The organism is Acidovorax sp. GW821-FHT11A03, from assembly GCF_058809075.1.
Genome location: NZ_JBXASG010000004.1, coordinates 62,316 through 79,753, shown reverse-complemented (window position 1 = coordinate 79,753; position 17,438 = coordinate 62,316). Strand labels below are relative to the sequence as shown.

The 17,438-nt window shown below is 68.5% G+C and carries 21 protein-coding genes; 15 read left to right on the top strand and 6 right to left on the bottom strand.

The features are described from left to right. Positions 1–6: 6 nt before the first annotated feature. Positions 7–987 carry a Bug family tripartite tricarboxylate transporter substrate binding protein gene (locus tag AC1RVY_RS10785; protein ID WP_492806595.1) on the top strand — a complete coding sequence of 327 codons (981 nt, stop codon included), beginning with the start codon at positions 7–9 and terminating at the stop codon, positions 985–987. A 62-nt stretch (positions 988–1,049) separates the two neighbouring features. Continuing rightward, positions 1,050–1,967, top strand: a complete 918-nt coding sequence (locus tag AC1RVY_RS10780; RefSeq protein ID WP_492806810.1) for a DUF1932 domain-containing protein — start codon at positions 1,050–1,052, stop codon at positions 1,965–1,967. On the opposite strand, the gene AC1RVY_RS10775 is transcribed toward AC1RVY_RS10780, so the two are convergent. After that, on the bottom strand, positions 1,960–2,880 hold the full coding sequence (locus AC1RVY_RS10775) for a LysR substrate-binding domain-containing protein (protein WP_218297912.1): 921 nt from the start codon (positions 2,878–2,880) through the stop codon (positions 1,960–1,962). The genes AC1RVY_RS10780 and AC1RVY_RS10775 overlap by 8 nt on opposite strands. Before the next feature lie 160 nt (positions 2,881–3,040). Between AC1RVY_RS10775 and AC1RVY_RS10770 the strand changes: the two genes are divergently transcribed. The 8 genes from AC1RVY_RS10770 to AC1RVY_RS10735 all read left to right on the top strand — a co-directional run bounded on the left by AC1RVY_RS10770 (position 3,041) and on the right by AC1RVY_RS10735 (position 9,828). Further along, positions 3,041–3,730, top strand: coding sequence for a substrate-binding domain-containing protein (locus AC1RVY_RS10770; protein ID WP_492806594.1), 690 nt, complete (start codon positions 3,041–3,043; stop codon positions 3,728–3,730). Positions 3,731–3,788: 58 nt separating this feature from the next. Beyond that, positions 3,789–4,823, top strand: coding sequence for an amidohydrolase family protein (locus AC1RVY_RS10765; RefSeq protein WP_492254140.1), 1,035 nt, complete (start codon positions 3,789–3,791; stop codon positions 4,821–4,823). Between the two features lies 1 nt (position 4,824). Further along, positions 4,825–5,508: a 4-carboxy-4-hydroxy-2-oxoadipate aldolase/oxaloacetate decarboxylase gene (gene ligK / locus AC1RVY_RS10760; RefSeq protein WP_492254139.1), complete on the top strand. Its 684-nt coding sequence runs from the start codon at positions 4,825–4,827 to the stop codon at positions 5,506–5,508. Positions 5,509–5,600: 92 nt separating this feature from the next. Then, positions 5,601–6,602, top strand: a complete 1,002-nt coding sequence (locus AC1RVY_RS10755; protein WP_218297908.1) for a Bug family tripartite tricarboxylate transporter substrate binding protein — start codon at positions 5,601–5,603, stop codon at positions 6,600–6,602. A 27-nt stretch (positions 6,603–6,629) separates the two neighbouring features. Further along, positions 6,630–7,553, top strand: coding sequence for an amidohydrolase family protein (locus AC1RVY_RS10750; protein WP_492806593.1), 924 nt, complete (start codon positions 6,630–6,632; stop codon positions 7,551–7,553). Between the two features lie 4 nt (positions 7,554–7,557). Then, on the top strand, positions 7,558–7,998 hold the full coding sequence (gene ligA / locus AC1RVY_RS10745; protein WP_492806592.1) for a protocatechuate 4,5-dioxygenase subunit alpha: 441 nt from the start codon (positions 7,558–7,560) through the stop codon (positions 7,996–7,998). Between the two features lie 2 nt (positions 7,999–8,000). Then, entirely contained in the window at positions 8,001–8,867 is an 867-nt protein-coding gene (locus AC1RVY_RS10740) for a class III extradiol dioxygenase subunit beta (protein ID WP_369643659.1), read from the top strand. A 1-nt stretch (position 8,868) separates the two neighbouring features. Next, entirely contained in the window at positions 8,869–9,828 is a 960-nt protein-coding gene (locus AC1RVY_RS10735) for a Gfo/Idh/MocA family oxidoreductase (protein WP_369643658.1), read from the top strand. Between the two features lie 130 nt (positions 9,829–9,958). On the opposite strand, the gene map is transcribed toward AC1RVY_RS10735, so the two are convergent. After that, positions 9,959–10,750 carry a type I methionyl aminopeptidase gene (map, locus tag AC1RVY_RS10730; RefSeq protein WP_218341765.1) on the bottom strand — a complete coding sequence of 264 codons (792 nt, stop codon included), beginning with the start codon at positions 10,748–10,750 and terminating at the stop codon, positions 9,959–9,961. Next, positions 10,750–11,004 carry a ParD-like family protein gene (locus AC1RVY_RS10725; RefSeq protein WP_218297902.1) on the bottom strand — a complete coding sequence of 85 codons (255 nt, stop codon included), beginning with the start codon at positions 11,002–11,004 and terminating at the stop codon, positions 10,750–10,752. Before AC1RVY_RS10725 ends, map begins: the two co-directional genes overlap by 1 nt. 143 nt (positions 11,005–11,147) lie before the next feature. Here AC1RVY_RS10725 and AC1RVY_RS10720 point away from each other — a divergent pair, with 143 nt between their 5' ends. Next, entirely contained in the window at positions 11,148–12,152 is a 1,005-nt protein-coding gene (locus AC1RVY_RS10720; protein ID WP_255591891.1) for a GNAT family N-acetyltransferase, read from the top strand. A gap of 36 nt (positions 12,153–12,188) precedes the next feature. Here AC1RVY_RS10720 and AC1RVY_RS10715 read toward each other — a convergent pair whose 3' ends face one another. After that, entirely contained in the window at positions 12,189–12,617 is a 429-nt protein-coding gene (locus tag AC1RVY_RS10715; protein ID WP_492806591.1) for a hypothetical protein, read from the bottom strand. Positions 12,618–12,770: 153 nt separating this feature from the next. On the opposite strand from AC1RVY_RS10715, the gene AC1RVY_RS10710 reads away from it, so the two are divergent. From AC1RVY_RS10710 to AC1RVY_RS10695, 4 genes are all read left to right on the top strand, one after another. After that, entirely contained in the window at positions 12,771–13,382 is a 612-nt protein-coding gene (locus AC1RVY_RS10710) for a YdeI/OmpD-associated family protein (RefSeq protein ID WP_218341767.1), read from the top strand. A 16-nt stretch (positions 13,383–13,398) separates the two neighbouring features. Continuing rightward, complete coding sequence (locus AC1RVY_RS10705) at positions 13,399–13,785, top strand: iron chaperone (RefSeq protein WP_369643652.1); 387 nt, start codon at positions 13,399–13,401, stop codon at positions 13,783–13,785. A gap of 56 nt (positions 13,786–13,841) precedes the next feature. After that, on the top strand, positions 13,842–14,861 hold the full coding sequence (locus tag AC1RVY_RS10700; RefSeq protein WP_218341769.1) for an aldo/keto reductase: 1,020 nt from the start codon (positions 13,842–13,844) through the stop codon (positions 14,859–14,861). An 82-nt stretch (positions 14,862–14,943) separates the two neighbouring features. Then, on the top strand, positions 14,944–15,714 hold the full coding sequence (locus tag AC1RVY_RS10695) for an immunity protein Imm33 domain-containing protein (RefSeq protein WP_492806590.1): 771 nt from the start codon (positions 14,944–14,946) through the stop codon (positions 15,712–15,714). A 234-nt stretch (positions 15,715–15,948) separates the two neighbouring features. On the opposite strand, the gene AC1RVY_RS10690 is transcribed toward AC1RVY_RS10695, so the two are convergent. Next, positions 15,949–16,869 carry an OmpA family protein gene (locus tag AC1RVY_RS10690; RefSeq protein WP_492806589.1) on the bottom strand — a complete coding sequence of 307 codons (921 nt, stop codon included), beginning with the start codon at positions 16,867–16,869 and terminating at the stop codon, positions 15,949–15,951. Positions 16,870–16,937: 68 nt separating this feature from the next. Further along, a complete protein-coding gene (locus tag AC1RVY_RS10685) occupies positions 16,938–17,315 on the bottom strand; it encodes a DUF4398 domain-containing protein (protein WP_218341771.1) in 378 nt (125 codons plus the stop codon). Positions 17,316–17,438 lie beyond the last annotated feature (123 nt).

Below are 17,438 nucleotides of genomic sequence, written 5' to 3'. Positions count from 1 at the left end.
TCCGCCATGGCCTTCCTGCACCGCAGAACCCTGCTGGCGTTGTGCGCCGTGCCTTTCGCGGCCGGGAGCCAGGCGCAGCAGCCGGCGTTCCCCTCGCGCCCCCTCCGCATCGTGGTGCCCAACGCCGCGGGCGGCGCGGCCGACATCACGGCGCGCACGGTGGGCCAGAAAATCGCGGGCCCCCTGGGGCAGAGCGTGGTGATCGAGAACAAGCCCAGCGCCGGCGGCGTGGTGGCGGGCGAACTGGTGGCGCGTGCCGAGCCCGACGGCCACACGCTGCTGCTCATCAGCAGCGGCACGGCGGTGAGCGCCGCGCTGTTCCATTCGCTGCCTTTCGACACCCTCAAGGACTTCGCGCCGGTGTCCCTGCTGGCCACCTTCGACCTCGCGATCGTCGTGCGCGAAGGCGGGCGCTTTTCCACCCTGGCGGACCTGCTGGCCTACGGCCGCGCCCACCCGGGCAAGCTCAACATCGGCACGCCGCAGATCGGCACCACGCAGAACCTGGCGGCCGAACTCTTCAAGGTGACCGCCGGCATCGACGCCCAGGTGGTGCCCTTCAACGGCACGCCGCCGGTCATCACGGCCGTGCGCGGCGGCGAGGTGGACGCCATGGTGGACATCCTCGGCGCTCTGATGCCGCAGGTCGCCGCCAAGGCCCTGCGCCCGCTGGCCGTGCTGGGCGCCCGGCGCGCGCCGCAGCTGCCCGGTGTGCCCACGGTGCGCGAAAGCGGCGGCCCGTTGGAGGGCTTCAACGTCACGTCCTGGAACGGCCTGGCCGTGCCCGCGCGCACACCGCCCGCCGTGGTGGAGCGGCTCTCGCGCGAAGTGCAGGCGGCCCTGGCCCAGCCCGACGTGAAAAAACGCCTGCTGGAGCTGAACCTGCAGGCCCAGGGCAGCACGCCCGCGCAGGCCAGCGAACATCTGGCGGCCGACGCGCGGCGCTGGGCCGGTGTGATCGCCCGGGCCAAGATCGCGCGGCAGTAGGGCGCTCCGCAAGGCGCATGGTGCGCCCGGGGGCTGCGTCGACACGGAGGCAAAAGATGAACCTGCAGATTGAACACATCGGCCTCATTGGCTACGGCGAGGTGGGCAAGATTTTCGGCACGGGCCTCAAGGGCCAGCCGGGCGTGGCGAGCATCGCTGCCTGGGACCTGAAGTTCGGGGACGATCGCACAGCGTCCGCAGAGCGCGCGCACGCAGACCGGGCGGGCGTCGTGGCCACGGCCTCGGTGCGCGAGCTGTGCGGGCGCTCGGACCTTGTCATCTCGGCCGTCACTGCCTCCAGCACGCTGGCAGTGGCCGCAGCGGCCGCACCGCACCTGCGCGCGGGCACGGTGTTCCTCGACCTGAATTCCGCATCGCCCGGCACCAAGCAGCAGGCGGCCGCGCTGGTGGATGCGCGCGGCGCGCACTACGTGGAGGCGGGCGTGATGACCTCGGTGCCGCCCCATGGCATCCGCGTTCCCATGCTGCTGGGCGGCGCACAGGCCGCCGCGCTGGCGGAGGTGCTGGGCCGCTGGGGCATGGATGCCAAGCCGGTGAGCGCGCAACTGGGCATCGCCAGCGCCATCAAGATGTGCCGCAGCATCATGATCAAGGGCCTGGAGGCGCTGGTGGCCGAGAGCTACGCCACGGCCCGCCACTACGGTGTGGAAGACCAGGTGCTGCCCACGCTGCAGGAGACCTTTCCCGGCATCGACTGGAGCGCGCAGGGCGCGTACTTCCTGAGCCGCGTGGTGCAGCACGGCCAGCGCCGCGCGGAGGAAATGCGCGAGTCCGCCCACACCGTGCGCGAAGCGGGCATGGAGCCCGTGATGGCATCGGCCATTGCCGCCAAGCAGCAGTGGGTGGCCGACCTGGCCGCCACGGGCGCGTTTGCGGACGTGGCCCAAGGCGCGCGCTGGCAGGACTACGCGGATGCCTTGCTTGCGGCCCGCACTCCCTCGGGGGATCGTTCTAGGTAGGCTCGAAAACCAGCGGCACGGTGCGCTGGATCAGGTCCAGCGCCGCCTTTTGCACCTGCGTGGCCGGCCGCTGCAGGCTGGTGGCCAGCGACAGCGCGATGCGCAGCGGTGGCTTGCCAGGCGTGCCGATGACCTGGGCGGTGTAGGCCGAAGGCCGGGGCGAGTTGAGCAGCGCATTGCGCGACAGCACCGCGCAGCCCGCGCCGTCGGCCACCAGGTCCAGGATGGCGGAGACGCCGTCGATCTCCAGCGCCACCTCGGGGCGGCAGCCGATGCTGGCCATTTCCGATTCCACATGCATGCGGATGGCGTTCGGGCGCGACGGGATGATCAGCGGCAGCCGCGCCACCTCGGCCAGCGGGATGGGGCCGGGCGGCGGGTCTTCGGCCAGGCCGGGCGGGCGCACGCGCACCAGCACCAGGTCTTCGTCGATGAGGTGCGACACATCGATGTCGCGCGAGGGCTGGGCGTTGTAGAGCACCACGATGTCCAGGCGCCCGCTGACCAGCCCCTCTAGGATGGCGCCCGAGAGCCCCTCGCTGATGGACAGGCGCGCCTCGGGCAGCTCCTGGCGGAAGGCGCGGGTCAGCGGCACCGTCATCACCCGCGCCACGCTGTTGGGCAGACCGATGGCCACGCGGCCCGACAGCCCGCCGCGCATGCGGTCCATGTCTTCGCGCGCCCGTGCCATCTGGTGCAGGATGCCGCGCCCGTGCTCCACCAGCAGCTTGCCCGCCTCGGTGGGCGTGGCGCCCCGGCCGTTGCGCACCAGCAGGTTCTGGCGCAGCTCCACCTCCAGCAGGCGGATCTGGCGGCTCAGCGCCGACTGCGCCACGTCCAGCGCGGCGGCCGCGCGGGTGAAGCTGCCCAGCTCGGCCACGCGCACAAAGTATTCCAGCTGCTTGAGGTCCATGGGGGTCGACAGAGGGGAGTGTTTCCTATCGGTAAATGATATACCTGATAGATGGTGTGCCTACTTTTTGTATAGCTTGCCTTCACCCAGAATCGGCCTACACAGCGCCACCGCCGCCTGTGCCGCAGCCTTGTTGTCCCCTTTCCAATCGACGCCCGCCATGCCCCAACACCTTCGCGGAATCTCGTCCATGGCCACCCGCCAGGTGCTGGCCGAGCTGACCTCCGGCTATGAGCAGGCGACCGGTCACCGCGCCAGCATCGAGGCCGTGGGCGGCGTGGACGCCGCCCAGCGCGTGCTGGCCGGCGAGGCCTTCGATGTGGTGGTGCTCGCCTCCGACGCCATCGCCAGGCTGCTGGCGGCCGGCTGCATCGTGCCCGGCAGCGTGGTGGACCTGGTGCATTCGGGCGTGGCGGTGGCCGTGCCCGCAGGCGCGCCGCTGCCGGACATCGGCTCCGAAGACGCCGTGCGCCAGGCCGTGCTGGCGGCGCGCAGCATCAGCTATTCCACCGGCCCGAGCGGCGTGGCGCTGGCAAAACTGTTCGAGCGCTGGGGCATCGCTGATGAGATCGCCGGCCGCATGGTGCAGGCACCGCCCGGCGTGCCCGTGGGCTCGCTGGTGGCCAAGGGCGAGGTGGAACTCGGTTTTCAGCAATTGAGCGAGCTGCTGCACGTGCAGGGCATCACCATCGTCGGGCCGCTGCCGCCCGCCATCCAGGTCACGACCACGTTTTCCGCCGGGATCGGCGCGTTGTCGCAGCAGGCCGATGCCGCGCGCGAACTGCTGACCTACATGGCGTCGCCGCAAGCAGCGGACGCCAAGCATAGGCAGGGCATGAGCCCCGCGTGACCGGCCTGCGCCACAGCACAAGCACTTCGACAAGAACATCTTTCAGGAGCACAAACCCATGAGCATCATCATCGACTGCCACGGCCACTACACCACGGCCCCCAAGGCGCTGGAGAACTGGCGCAATGCGCAGATCGCCGGCATCAAGGACCCCGCCCAGATGCCCAAGGTGGCGGACCTGAAGATCAGCGACGACGAGCTGCGCGAGTCCATCGAGACCAACCAGCTCAAGCTGATGAAGGAGCGCGGCAGCGACATCACGCTGTTCAGCCCGCGCGCCAGCTTCATGGCTCACCACATTGGCGACTTCAATGTGTCCAGCACCTGGGCCGCCATCTGCAACGAGCTGTGCTACCGCGTCTCCACGCTGTTCCCCGACCACTTCGTGCCCGTGGCCATGCTGCCGCAAAGCCCCGGTGTCGATCCCGCCACCTGCATCCCCGAGCTGGAAAAGTGCGTCAAGGAATACGGCGCCGTCGGCATCAACCTGAACCCCGACCCCTCGGGCGGCCACTGGACCAGCCCGCCGCTGACCGACAAGCACTGGTACCCCATCTACGAAAAGATGGTGGAGTACGACCTGCCCGCCATGATCCACGTGAGCACCAGCTGCAACGCGTGCTTCCACACCACGGGCGCGCACTACCTGAACGCCGACACCACGGCCTTCATGCAGCTGATCCAGGGCGATTTGTTCAAGGACTTCCCCACGCTCAAGTTCCTGATCCCGCACGGCGGCGGCGCGGTGCCCTACCACTGGGGCCGTTTCCGGGGGCTGGCGCAGGAGATGAAGAAGCCGCTGCTCGACGAGCACCTGATGAACAACGTGTTCTTCGACACCTGCGTGTACCACCAGCCCGGCATCGACCTGCTGAACACGGTGATCCCGGTGAAGAACGTGCTGTTCGCCAGCGAAATGATCGGCGCGGTGCGCGGCATCGACCCGACCACCGGCAACTACTACGACGACACCAAGCGCTACATCGAGGCGTCCACGATCCTCAGTGCCGAAGACAAGCACCAGATCTACGAAGCCAACACGCGCCGCGTGTTCTCCCGACTCGATGCACGCCTGAAGGCAAAGGGGCTCTGACATGTACGAACTAGGCGTTGTCTACCGCAACATCACCCGCGCCGACCGCGCGGCCGCCGACGGCCTGGCCGCTTTGGGCTCGGCCACCGTGCACGAGGCCATGGGCCGCGTGGGCCTGCTCAAGCCGTACATGCGGCCCATCTACGGCGGCCAGCAGGTCAGCGGCACGGCCGTGACCGTGCTGCTGCAGCCCGGCGACAACTGGATGATGCATGTGGCGGCCGAGCAGATCCAGCCCGGCGACATCGTGGTGGCGGCCGTCACCTCCGAATGCACCGACGGCTACTTCGGCGACCTGCTGGCCACGTCCTTCCAGGCCCGTGGCGCCCGCGCGCTCATCATCGACGCCGGCGTGCGCGACGTGAAGACGCTGCAGGAGATGAGCTTCCCCGTGTGGAGCCGCGCCATCAGCAGCAAGGGCACGATCAAGGCCACGCTGGGCTCGGTGAACATCCCCGTGGTGTGCGCCGGTGCGCTCGTCACGCCGGGCGACGTGATCGTGGCCGATGACGACGGCGTGGTCTGCGTGCCCGCCGCACGCGCCGCCGCCACGCTGGAAGCCGCGCAAAAGCGCGAGAGCTTCGAAGGCGAAAAGCGCGCCAAGCTCGCTTCGGGCGTGCTGGGCCTGGATATGTACAACATGCGCCCCGGCCTGGAGAAGGCGGGCCTCAGGTACATCGACTGACACGCCAGTTTTGAATCTTTCAGGCCTCTAGCGCTTTACTGGCAAGCGCTGGAAGCTATTGAATTTGTAGCATTCTATTTTTCCTGCATCCCATGACCTTTCGCACCTTGTCCCCCCTGCGTCGCAGTCTTGCCTTGGCCCTGGGCCTGGCCGCCACCCTGGGCCTCGCATCCCACGGCGCACACGCCCAGGCCTTCCCCACCAAGCCCGTGCGCATCATCACGCCCTTCCCCGTGGGCGGTGGTCCCGACGGCGTGGCGCGCATCGTGGCCGAGAAGCTGGGCCGCATCTGGAACCAGCCCGTGGTGGTCGAGAACCGCCCCGGCGGCAATGGCTTCATCGCCATCGATGCCTTCAAGCGCGGTGCCAAGGACGGCCACGACCTGATCGTGCTGGACAACGTGCACCTGGCCGCCTACCCCAGCCTGTTCAAGAAGCTGCCCTACGACGTGGCCAAGGACTTCGACACGCTGCTGCCGCTGTTCAAGACCCACTTCTTCTTCACCGTGGGCACGGGCAGCAAGTACAAGACCGTGGGCGACATCGTGGCCGACGCCAAGGCCCGCCCGGGCAAGCTCAACTACGGCTCCTGGTCGGTGGGCAACCCCGTGCACCTGGGCTCCGAGCTGTTCGAGAGCGCCACCGGCACGCAGATGGAGCACGTGATCTTCAAGGAGACCACGCAGCTGTACACCTCGGTCGCCACCGGCGACATCGACTTCGCCTTGGGCAGCGCCGCCACCGCCGGGCCGCTGTACCGCGCGGGCAAGCTGCGCCTGCTGGCGTTCGCCGGCCCCCAGCGGTCGGCCGAGTTCCCCGACGTGCCCACCGTGGCCGAAGCCGGTGGCCCCAAGGACTTCGCCGTCACCGGCTGGAACGCCATCGCCGTGCCGCCCGGCCTGCCCGCGGCCGTCACCGACAAGATCAAGCGCGACATCGAGCAGGCCCTGACGGGGGCCGACGTGGCCGAGAAGTTCAAGACCTTCGGCTACGAGCAGTTCCCCACCACGCGTGCGCAGTTCGCCCAGTTCGTGAAGGACGAGAGCCAGCGCTTTGGCGACGTGATCAGGAAGGCCAATGTGTCGCTGGATTGATCGGAGCGAAACGCAAGGAGCACGCACATGAGTGAATTCACCAAGACCCCTGGCTGGCTCGACTGGTACGCCGGCCCGAGCAAGCCGCGTTTTCAGGTGCCCGCGGGCGCCGTGGACGCGCACTGCCACGTGTTCGGCCCCGGCGCCGAATTTCCCTACGCGCCCGAGCGCAAGTACACGCCCTGCGACGCCAGCAAGCAGCAGCTCTATGCGCTGCGCGACCACCTGGGCTTCGCGCGCAACGTGGTGGTGCAGGCCACCTGCCATGGCGCGGACAACCGCGCCATGGTCGATGCGCTCGTGCACTCGGGCGGCAAGGCGCGTGGCGTGGCCACGGTGCGCCGCTCGGTGAGCGACGAGGAGCTGCAGGCCATGCACGACGCCGGCGTGCGCGGCGTGCGCTTCAATTTCGTCAAGCGCCTGGTGGACTTCACGCCCAAGGACGAGCTCATGGAGATCGCGGCGCGCATCGCCAAGCTCGGCTGGCATGTGGTGATCTACTTCGAGGCCGTGGACCTGCCCGAGCTGTGGGACTTCTTCACCGCACTGCCCACGACCATCGTGGTGGACCACATGGGCCGGCCCGATGTGACCAAGCCCATCGATGGCCCCGAGTTCGAACTGTTCCTGAAATTCATGCGCCAGCACCCCAATGTGTGGAGCAAGGTCAGTTGCCCCGAGCGCCTGAGCGTGGCCGGGCCCAAGGCGCTCGATGGCGAGCAGGCCGCCTACCGCGACGTGGTGCCATTCGCGCGCCGCGTGGTCGAGGAGTTCCCGGACCGCGTGCTCTGGGGGACCGACTGGCCGCACCCCAACCTCAAGGACCACATGCCCGACGACGGCCTGCTGGTGGACTTCATCCCGCACATCGCCACCACGGCCGGGCTGCAGCAAAAACTGCTGGTGGACAATCCCATGCGGCTGTACTGGCCGGAAGAAGAAAAGGGCTGACGCCATGTCCCTCGACAAACCCTACCTGGACGTGCCCGGCACGACCATCTTCGATGCAGAGCAAAGCCGCAAGGGCTACTGGCTCAACCAGTTCTGCATGAGCCTCATGAAGGCCGACAACCGCGCCCGCTTCAAGGCCGACGAGCGCGCCTACCTCGACGAGTGGGCGATGACCGAGGAACAGAAGCAGGCCGTGCTCGCGCGCGACCTCAACTGGTGCATCCGCCTGGGCGGCAACATCTACTTCCTGGCCAAGATCGGTGCCACCGATGGCAAGAGCTTCCAGCAGATGGCCGGCTCCATGACCGGAATGACCGAGGACGAGTACCGCGCCATGATGGTCAGCGGCGGCCGGTCGGCGCAGGGCAACCGCGTCATCGGCGAAGACGGCGATGCCCAGGCGCACCGCCAGCCGCAGGGTGCTGCGGGAAAGAAAGGAAACTGAACATGGCGCGTATCACCGCCTCCGTCTTCACCTCGCACGTGCCCGCCATCGGCGCCGCGCTCGATCTGGGCAAGACGCAAGAGGACTACTGGAAGCCGCTGTTCGCGGGCTATGACTTCTCCAAGCAGTGGATGAAGGACAACAAGCCCGACGTCATCTTCCTCGTCTACAACGACCATGCCACGGCCTTCAGCCTGGAGATGATCCCCACCTTCGCCATCGGCACCGCCGCCGAGTACCAGCCCGCCGACGAGGGCTGGGGCCCGCGCCCCGTGCCCAAGGTCATCGGCCACCCGGACCTGGCCTCGCACATCGCGCAGTCGGTCATCCAGCAGGATTTCGACCTCACCATCGTCAACCGCATGGACGTGGACCACGGCCTCACGGTGCCGCTGTCGCTCATGTGCGGCCCGCAGGATCCGGTGGAAGGAGCCTGGCCCTGCCCGGTGATCCCGTTCGCGGTCAACGTGGTGCAGTACCCCGTGCCCAGCGGGCGGCGCTGCTACAACCTGGGCCAGGCGATCCGCAAGGCCGTGGAGAGCTACGACGAAGACCTCAACGTGCACATCTGGGGCACGGGCGGCATGAGCCACCAGCTGCAGGGTCCGCGCGCGGGCCTGATCAACAAGGACTTCGACAACGCCTTCCTCGACAAGCTCATCAGCGACCCCGAGGCCGCCGCCAGCATCCCGCACATCGACTACGTGCGCGAGGCGGGCAGCGAGGGCATCGAACTCGTGATGTGGCTCATCGCGCGCGGCGCCATGGCCGACGTGGCCGGCGGCAAGCCCCCGAAGCTGGTGCACCGCTTCTACCATGTGCCCGCATCCAACACGGCCGTGGGCCACCTGATCCTGGAGAACACCTGACATGACCAAGACCATCAAAGTAGCGCTTGCGGGCGCGGGTGCCTTCGGCATCAAGCACCTGGACGGCATTCAGAACATCGACGGCGTGGAAGTCGTTTCGCTGATCAGCCGCGACCTCGACAAGACGAAGGAAGTCGCCGCCAAGTACGGCATCGGCCATGTCACCACCGACCTGGCCGATAGCCTGGCCCTGCCCGAGGTGGACGCGGTGATCCTGTGCACGCCCACGCAGATGCACGCCGAGCAGAGCATCGCATGCCTGAAGGCCGGCAAGCACGTGCAGGTGGAGATCCCGCTGGCCGACAGCCTGAAGGGCGCGCAGCAGGTCGTCGCCGCGCAAAAGGAAAAGGGCCTGGTGGCCATGTGCGGCCACACGCGCCGCTTCAACCCCAGCCACCAGTACGTGCACCGGAAGATCCAGGCCGGCGAGTTCAACATCCAGCAGATGGATGTGCAGACCTACTTCTTTCGCCGCACCAACACCAACGCGCTGGGCCAGGCGCGCAGCTGGACGGACCACCTGCTGTGGCACCACGCCGCCCACACCGTGGACCTGTTCGCGTACCAGGCGGGCAGCCCCATCGTGAAGGCCAACGCCATCCAGGGCCCGATCCACCCGGTGCTGGGCATCGCAATGGACATGAGCATCCAGCTCAAGGCCGCCAATGGCGCCATCTGCACGCTGAGCTTGAGCTTCAACAACGACGGCCCGCTGGGCACGTACTTCCGCTACATCGGCGACACCGCCACCTACCTGGCGCGCTACGACGACCTGTACAACGGCAAGGACGAGAAGATCGACGTGAGCCATGTCGACGTGTCGATGAACGGCATCGAGCTGCAGGACCGCGAGTTCTTCGCCGCCATCCGCGAAGGCCGCGAACCCAACTCCAGCGTGGGCCGCGTGCTCGCCTGCTACGAGGTGCTGCACGACCTGGAGCAGCAGCTCAACGCGGGCTGAAGTTGGGTTTGTGGGGCTGGATAGGCCCCCTGCGCTCATCAGGAGCGCGCGGGCAGCTATCGAATCGATAGCTGATTTTTTTCCGGCCGGGGCGTCCTGCACACGCAGTGCCCCTGGCTGAAGCCGGCGGTCAGATCGGCGCGTAGCTGCCCGTGCCGCCCGGCCAGGCCGTGAGCACCTCGTACCCGTCGGGCGTCACCGCCACCATGTGCTCCCACTGCGCGGACAGCGAGCGGTCCTTGGTCACCACGGTCCATCCGTCCGCCAGCTCCCTGGTCTCGCGGCCGCCCGCGTTGAGCATGGGCTCGATGGTGAAGACCATGCCGGCCTCCAGCGTGAGCCCGGTGCCGCGCTGGCCGTAGTGCAGCACGTTGGGCACGTCGTGGTAGGCCTGCCCGATGCCGTGCCCGCAGTACTCGCGCACCACGCTGAAGCGCTCGCGCTGTGCCACCGTCTGGATCGCGTGGCCGACGTCGCCCAGCGTGGCGCCGGGACGCACCTGCCGGATGCCCGCGCACAGGGCTTCGTACGTCGTCTCCACCAGGCGCCGGGCGAGCAGGCTGGGCGGCCCGACGAAGTACATGCGGCTGGTGTCGCCATACCAGCCGTCCTTGATCACCGCCACGTCGATGTTCACGATATCGCCCTTCTTCAGGATCTTGTCGTGCGACGGAATGCCGTGGCAGACCACCTGGTTGACGGAGGTGAGGATGGTCTTGGGATAACCCAGGTAGCCCACGTTGGCCGGCACCGCGCCCTGCACGTTCACGATGTGGTCGTGGCAGATGCGGTCCAGTTCTTCGGTGCTCACGCCGGGCACCACGTGGGGCTCGATCATGTGCAGCACCTCGGCGGCCAGTTGCGCGGCGCGCCGGGACTGTGCCAGCTCGTCCGCAGACCGGATGGGAACGCCGCGCGCCATCAGTGCTTGCCGCTGGCCACGGCGCGGGGCTTGGCCGGCAGGCCGTTCACCGCCATGCCGATATCGAAGCCGCCCGCCAGTTCGGCCCGCACCAGCAACTGGCAGATCTCGCGGTGGTCGAGCTCCGGGTGCATCTCGGTCAGCATGCCCACCCGCATCCAGTGCTCGGCCTGCGCGTTGATGGAGCGGCTCAGCGCGGTGCCTGCGACACGCAGGTTTTCGTGCATCTGGTCTGAAATCTTGACGATACCCATGGATGATCTCTATACAAAATGTATATGAATTATATATAAAACGTGTGGTGGCGTCTTAAGGTGGCGCACAGGGTGCGCTGGCCACAATGCCAGGCTTGCCATGCCCTCACACCCCGGACACACCGCCCCAGGAGCCCATCCCGATGCAACCACCGCAGCACGTGACATTCCGCGCTTTTGCCGGGGCCTCGGATTTTCCGGCCATGGTCGCCTGTGCGAACGCCAGCTTTGCCGCCGACCAGACCCGGTTCTTTCGCACCGTGGAGGACGTGGCGCGGGACTACGCCGCGTTCACCCAGTGCGTGCCGCAGCAGGACGTGTGGATCGCGCAGGCGGGCGATGAGATCGCTGGCTATGTGCGTGCCTGGCATTGGGCACAGGCCGATGGGCTGCAGCTCCACGGGCAGTTTGCGGTCGTTGCGCCGCGGTGGCGCCGGCAGGGCATCGGCGCACGGCTGCACGCGTGGCTGGAGGCGCGCCAGCGCGAGATGGCAGCGGCCCTGGGCCAAGCCGGCCCGCATGCGCACCACGCCTTCGTCACAGAGGGCGAAACCGCACGTGCGGCGCTGCTGGAAAAAGCAGGCTACCGGCCCGAGCGCTATTTCTTCACCATGGGCCGCCCCACGCTGCAGGCCATTGCCGACTTTGCGCTGCCTGCCGGCCTGGAAGTGCGTGCGGTGCAGCCCGGCCACTACCGCGCCATCTGGGATGCGCATGCCCGCGCTTTCCATGCGCACTGGGGCTATGCACCGCCCGACGAGGCGGACTACCAGCGCTGGCTGGCCAGCCCGGTCTTCCAGCCGCACCTGTGGCAGGTGGCCTGGGACGTGCGGATGAACGAGGTGGCGGGCCAGGTGCGCACCTACATCGACACCACATGGAACGCGGGCAATGGCCGCCAGCGCGGATGGACGGAATTCATCAGCGTGGGCGAGCGCTGGCGGCGCCGCGGCCTGGCGCGGGCCCTGATTGCGCGCAGCCTGCGCGCCCAGGCCGATGCAGGCATGCAGGAGTCCGGGCTGGGGGTGGACAGTGAGAATGCGAGCGGCGCGCTGCGCGTCTATACGGACTGCGGCTTCGTTGTGGAACAGCGCAACTGCGTGTTCCGTAAGCCGCTGATGCTGGGCACCCCCGGCCGCGGGGCCTGACGCCACCGGCACCACGCGGCCGGCAGGCGCGGGCGGTCACAGGGACCGGGACAGCGCGATGAGCCCCCAGACAAGCACCACCAGCTGGGCAAAATTGACGAGCAGCGCGATGGCATGTACCCGGCGGAACCGCTGCACCGCCCCGCCGTTCCTGGCTTCTATCTGGCTGCCCAGTTGCTGCATGGCGGGCACCAGGCGCTTGCGCAAGGCCGTGGAAACCGCTGCCATGGCCGCCGCGCCAGCGGCATAGGCCCACTGTCCCCACAGCGCGTAGCTGGCCGACGCGCACAGGGCCACCCAAAATGCAGCCTTGTAGTAGACATTGAAGAAACCGCGCACGAACCGGGCGTCGAGCGGCTCGTCGTGCTGGAGGATCAGCAGCGGCAGGCCGCCCAGCAGGAAGTAGGCGGTGGTGACGAGCATGGCGACAGTGAAGAAGAAGGCTGCGTAGATGGCGGAAGGCATGGCGCTTCTCCTGGGCGGGATGGGCCGCTGCGGTGCGCGCGGCTTCGCGTAATGTATCGCGCCGACCCGGCGCAGCTAACCACCGCGGCCCCCGTGGCCGGCGCGCCATGGCCGGCTATCCGTGCGCGCGGATGTTGGCAACAATGGCACCCCATGACCACGCCTGCCTTCTTTGCCACCTCCGCTGCCTTCCGCCAGTGGCTGCAAGCCCATGCGGCACACGCGCCCGAACTGCTCGTGGGCTTCCACAAGGTCGGCTCGGGCCGCCCGTGCATGACCTGGTCCGAGTCGGTGGACGAGGCGCTGTGTTTTGGCTGGATCGACGGCGTGCGCCGGCGCATCGACGAGCACACCTATTCCATCCGCTTCACGCCGCGCAAGCCATCGTCCGTCTGGAGCGCGGTGAACATCGCCAAGATGGAGCACCTGCAGGCCGCCGGCCGCATGACGCCCGCGGGCCTGGCGGCCTTCAGCCACCGCAAGGCCGACAAGTCCGCGATCTACTCGCACGAACAGGCCGCAGTGGCCGAGCTGCCCGCCGCGCAGTTGCGCGAGTTCAAACGCCACAAGAAGGCATGGCAGTTCTTCGAGGCCGCCCCCGCGGGCTACCGCAAGTCCATGCTGCACTGGGTGACGTCGGCCAAGCGGCCTGAAACCCGCGCGGCGCGGTTTGCGCAGCTGCTGGCGGCCTCGGTGGCCGGCGAGCGGATCGACCTGTGGACCCGGCGCCCCCGCGCGGGCGATGCTGCTGCACCTTCGGCCTGAAAGGACCTCGCCCACCATGGCCCCGCCCGCGCCCTCCCAACCCACCACCATCGCGGACTACATCGCGGCCGCCCCCAAGGCGGGCCAGCCGCTGCTGCATGCGCTGTACGCCATCCTGAAGCGCGCCGCGCCGCAGGCCGAGGAAGCCATCAAGTGGAACACACCGTTCTTCATCGAGCCGCGCTTCGTGTACGCCTTTTCGGCGCACAAGGCGCATGCGAGCTTTGCGCCGCCCGCTGCGGCGCTCGCGCATTTCGGGCAGGCGCTGCAGGCCGTCAGGACGACCAAGGGCACCATCGTGCTGCCCTACGACCAGCCGCTGCCGGCAGAGCTGATCGAACAGATCGCGCGGTACAGCGTGCAGCGCGTGCGCGCGCGCACCACGGGCAGCTTCTGGGAGTGAGCACGCCGCGTAGCGGCCGTGCGGCGCGGGGTGCATGCATGCCGTAAGCTTGCGCCATGCAACAAAGAAACCTTGGACCTTTCTCCGTCTCGGCCATCGGCCTGGGCTGCATGAACCTTTCGCACGCCTACGGCGCGCCCGTGTCGGCCGAGCAGGGCGAGCGCGTGCTGCTGGCCGCGCTCGATGCGGGCGTGACGCTGTTCGACACCGCCACGCTGTACGGCTTCGGCGCCAACGAAACGCTGGTGGGCCGCGTGATGAAAAGCCAACGCAGCCGCTTCACCCTGGCCAGCAAATGCGGCATGCAGGGCGTGGACGTGAACGGCGACGGCAAGCTGGTGCGCGTGATCGACGGCCGCCCCGCCACGCTGCGCCAGACCTGCGAGGACAGCCTGCGCCGCCTGCAGACCGACGTGATCGACCTGTACTACCTGCACCGCTGGGACAAGAAGGTGCCCATCGAGGACAGCGTGGGCGCATTGGCCGACCTGGTGCGCGCGGGCAAGATCCGCAGCATCGGCCTGTCCGAAGTGTCGGCCGCCACCCTGCGCCGCGCGCACGCGGTGCACCCCGTCGCGGCGGTGCAGACCGAGTATTCGCTGTGGACACGCAACCCCGAGATCGCCGTGCTCGACGCCTGCCGCGACCTGGGCGCGGCCTTCGTGGCCTTCAGCCCCGTGGCGCGGGGCTTTCTGTGCGGCGAACTCAGGGACGTCTCCGCCCTCGACCCCAAGGACATCCGCCGCGCCATGCCCCGCTTCGCCCCCGATGCCTACGCCGCCAACCTGCAGCTGCTGGACGGCTACCAGGCCATCGCGCGCGAAGTGGGCTGCACGCCGGCGCAGCTGGCGCTGGCCTGGCTGCTGCACCAGGGCGGGCACATCATTCCCATCCCCGGGACGACCAGCGTGGAGCACCTGCGGGACGATGTGGGCGCGGCCGGTGTGCGGCTCGATGCCACGGTGCTCGCGCGGCTGGATGCACTGATCAACGAGCGCACCGTGGTGGGCCCGCGCTACAGCGCGCAGAGCGCGAGCGAGGTGGACACCGAGACGTTCGAAAGCCACGCGGTGTAAGTCGTCCTGCGGCCCCGGACTGCCTGGCGGGCGCCACGGACGACGCCCGGCCGCCCTGGGCCGCCCAGCCGCACCTGAAAAAATGTCTCTGCGCTCCATCCTCTCGACATTCGGCCGCAAGCCTGCACCGGCGCGGCCGGACACGCCATCCGCGCACGCCACTTCCCGGTGCAAGCTGTACGGCCATCCCGAGTTCCAGATCCGGGTGTCGAACAGCGCGGTGCCGGTGGAGGACATCTCCTTCCTGCTGCAGTTCTTCGAGCAACGGGTCGCCCGGGGCGAGAAGTTCCGCGGTGGCGAGAGCCTGCAGGTCGGCTGGATGTTCACGATGCTGGAAGAGGGGCCCGCAGGATTCCTGCGGGTGCTGGAGCCCGACATGCAGGTGGTGCCCGTGAGGTTCGTCGATTCGGTCGACAACACGCTCATGCAGCTGCGCAACCAGAAAGACGTTGTGGAGAGCCTCTCCCCGTCCATCGCGCCGGACTTTCCGTCGCTTCGCCAAAGCGCCGTCGTGCACGTGAACTACCAGGAAGCCCGTCGAATCCTGCTGACCCGAAACGACCCCGTCAACGCGGCGGATTCCGGCTGGTGGCTCTCGGACCTGGACGACGAGGCACGCCTTGAGGATCCGGCACGCTTCATGAAGACCTCCCTGTACCAGCTGGGCGTGCACCGCCCGGACCTGATCCAGTTCCTTGCGGTGCCGGCGGGATTGCAGGTGGCCGTGGACGGCGCGCGCATCAGCGTGCTCGGACCCGTGCAGGAGGTGCAGCAGATTCCGGGCTCGTACCTGAGCGAATTGAACAAGGCGCGGCAGAGCGCCGTCTCGGCCGGTCGGTCCTCGGCAGGCTAAGCCAGGCACAGGCACGAGGGCTCTCGCCCATCTCACCAGGCGGGCTGCGGCATTCCGCGGTCACAAACACCTCGCAGACCTCCGCTCGCGCCCACGTTCAAAGGCTGCGCTTTCTGAAAGGAAAAAGCCCTGGAGCATCACTGCTCCAGGGCTTGTTCGTTCGGCACGCTGGCGGGATCTGGTGACCTTGCCGTCCCCCGGCCTGTCCGCCGAGGGATCGGGCGCCCCAGGGGCTCAACGGCCGCGCAGGGTGCCCTTGTCGTCGGCGATCACGATCTCCACGCGGCGGTTCATGGCGCGGCCTTCCGGCGATGCGTTGTCGGCCACGGGGTGGGCCTTGCCGTAGCCGCGCGCGGTGATGCGGCTGCTGTCCACGCCGCGCTGCACCAGTGCGTCGCGCACGGACTGGGCGCGGCGGTCCGACAGGTCCTGGTTGTAGCCGTCGGAGCCCACGCTGTCGGTGTAGCCCTCGATGAGCAGCTTGCGGTCCGGGAACTGCTTGAGGAAGCTGGCCAGCTTGTCCAGGCGGGGACCGGCCTGGGCCGACAGCTCCGCCTTGTTGAAGGCAAACAGCACGTCGCCCAGCGTCACGAGCAGCCCGCGCTCGGTCTGCTGGGCTTCCATGTCGCGCAGCTGGGCTTCCAGTGCGCGCACGCGGTCCTGTGCGGCGCTGGCCTGGGCCATGGCAGCGGTGGCGTTGGCCTGCTGCTGGGCGGCGCGTTGCTCGGCGCTCATGGCCTGGGCCTGGGCCTGCTGGGCGCGCAGGCGGGCCTGGTCGGCCTCCTGGGTGCGGGCCTGCAGGCGGATGCGGTCGGCATCGCCGCTGGCTTGCTGGATGCTGGCGTCCAGCTGGCGCGAGCGTGCCGCGTTCGTGGCGATCTCGGCGCGCTGGCGTGCGATGTAGGCCAGGTGGTTGGTTTCCGATTCGTCGTGGTCGTCGGCCCATTCGCGGTCGGCGCGGGCCAGAGCGTCGGTCGCTTCCTTCAGTTCCACGGGGGCGTACTGGTTCACGATGGGGTCGCCGGCGACGGCGCTCACGGCGGAGCGGGCCTGCTCCAGCGCCGGGAACGGCGCGGTGCTGGCACAGGCCGCGAGCAGCCCCACGGCGATGAGGCTGGTGCACAGGGCAGTGGTACGTTGGATCAATCGGTGCATGGTGTGGTGTCCTTCAAAGGTCAAGAGCGGCCCGCGGTGCGGGCGGCGTGGTCAGGAGCGCTCGGCCCTCAGCGGGGGGACCGGCGGTTGATTTCTTCCTGCAGCGCGCGGATGCTGTCCTGGACCTGGGCAAGGTTGGTCGCATTGCGTGCCGCGTCGGCACGGGTCTCGGCCACGCGGGCGTCGACCTCGGCCTCGGCCGCCAGGCGCCGGGCGTTCTTGTAGTCCTGCTGGGCCATGGCCTTCTCGGCGAGGATGAGTTTTTCCTGCGCACGCTGCAGGTCCACGGGGGCGCTGGTGGCCGTCGCCGGCGCCGCCGCCACGCGGTTCACCGTGGTGCGGGTGACGGCCATCTGTTCGGTGGGCGGGGGCGTGGACGAGCAGGCTGCCAGGGCGCCCAGCGCGAGGGCTGCGGCCGTGAGACGGAGGGGGGTGGATGGGTGCATGGTGTGGAGACCTCCTGAGCGGGTGGATTGTTGGTGGGCATGCCCCGGCGCGTTGCGCGCCTCACTGGGCAGGGGGCGCGGCGCCAGGCAATGCATGCCAGCTTTTTGATGAATGCATTGTTC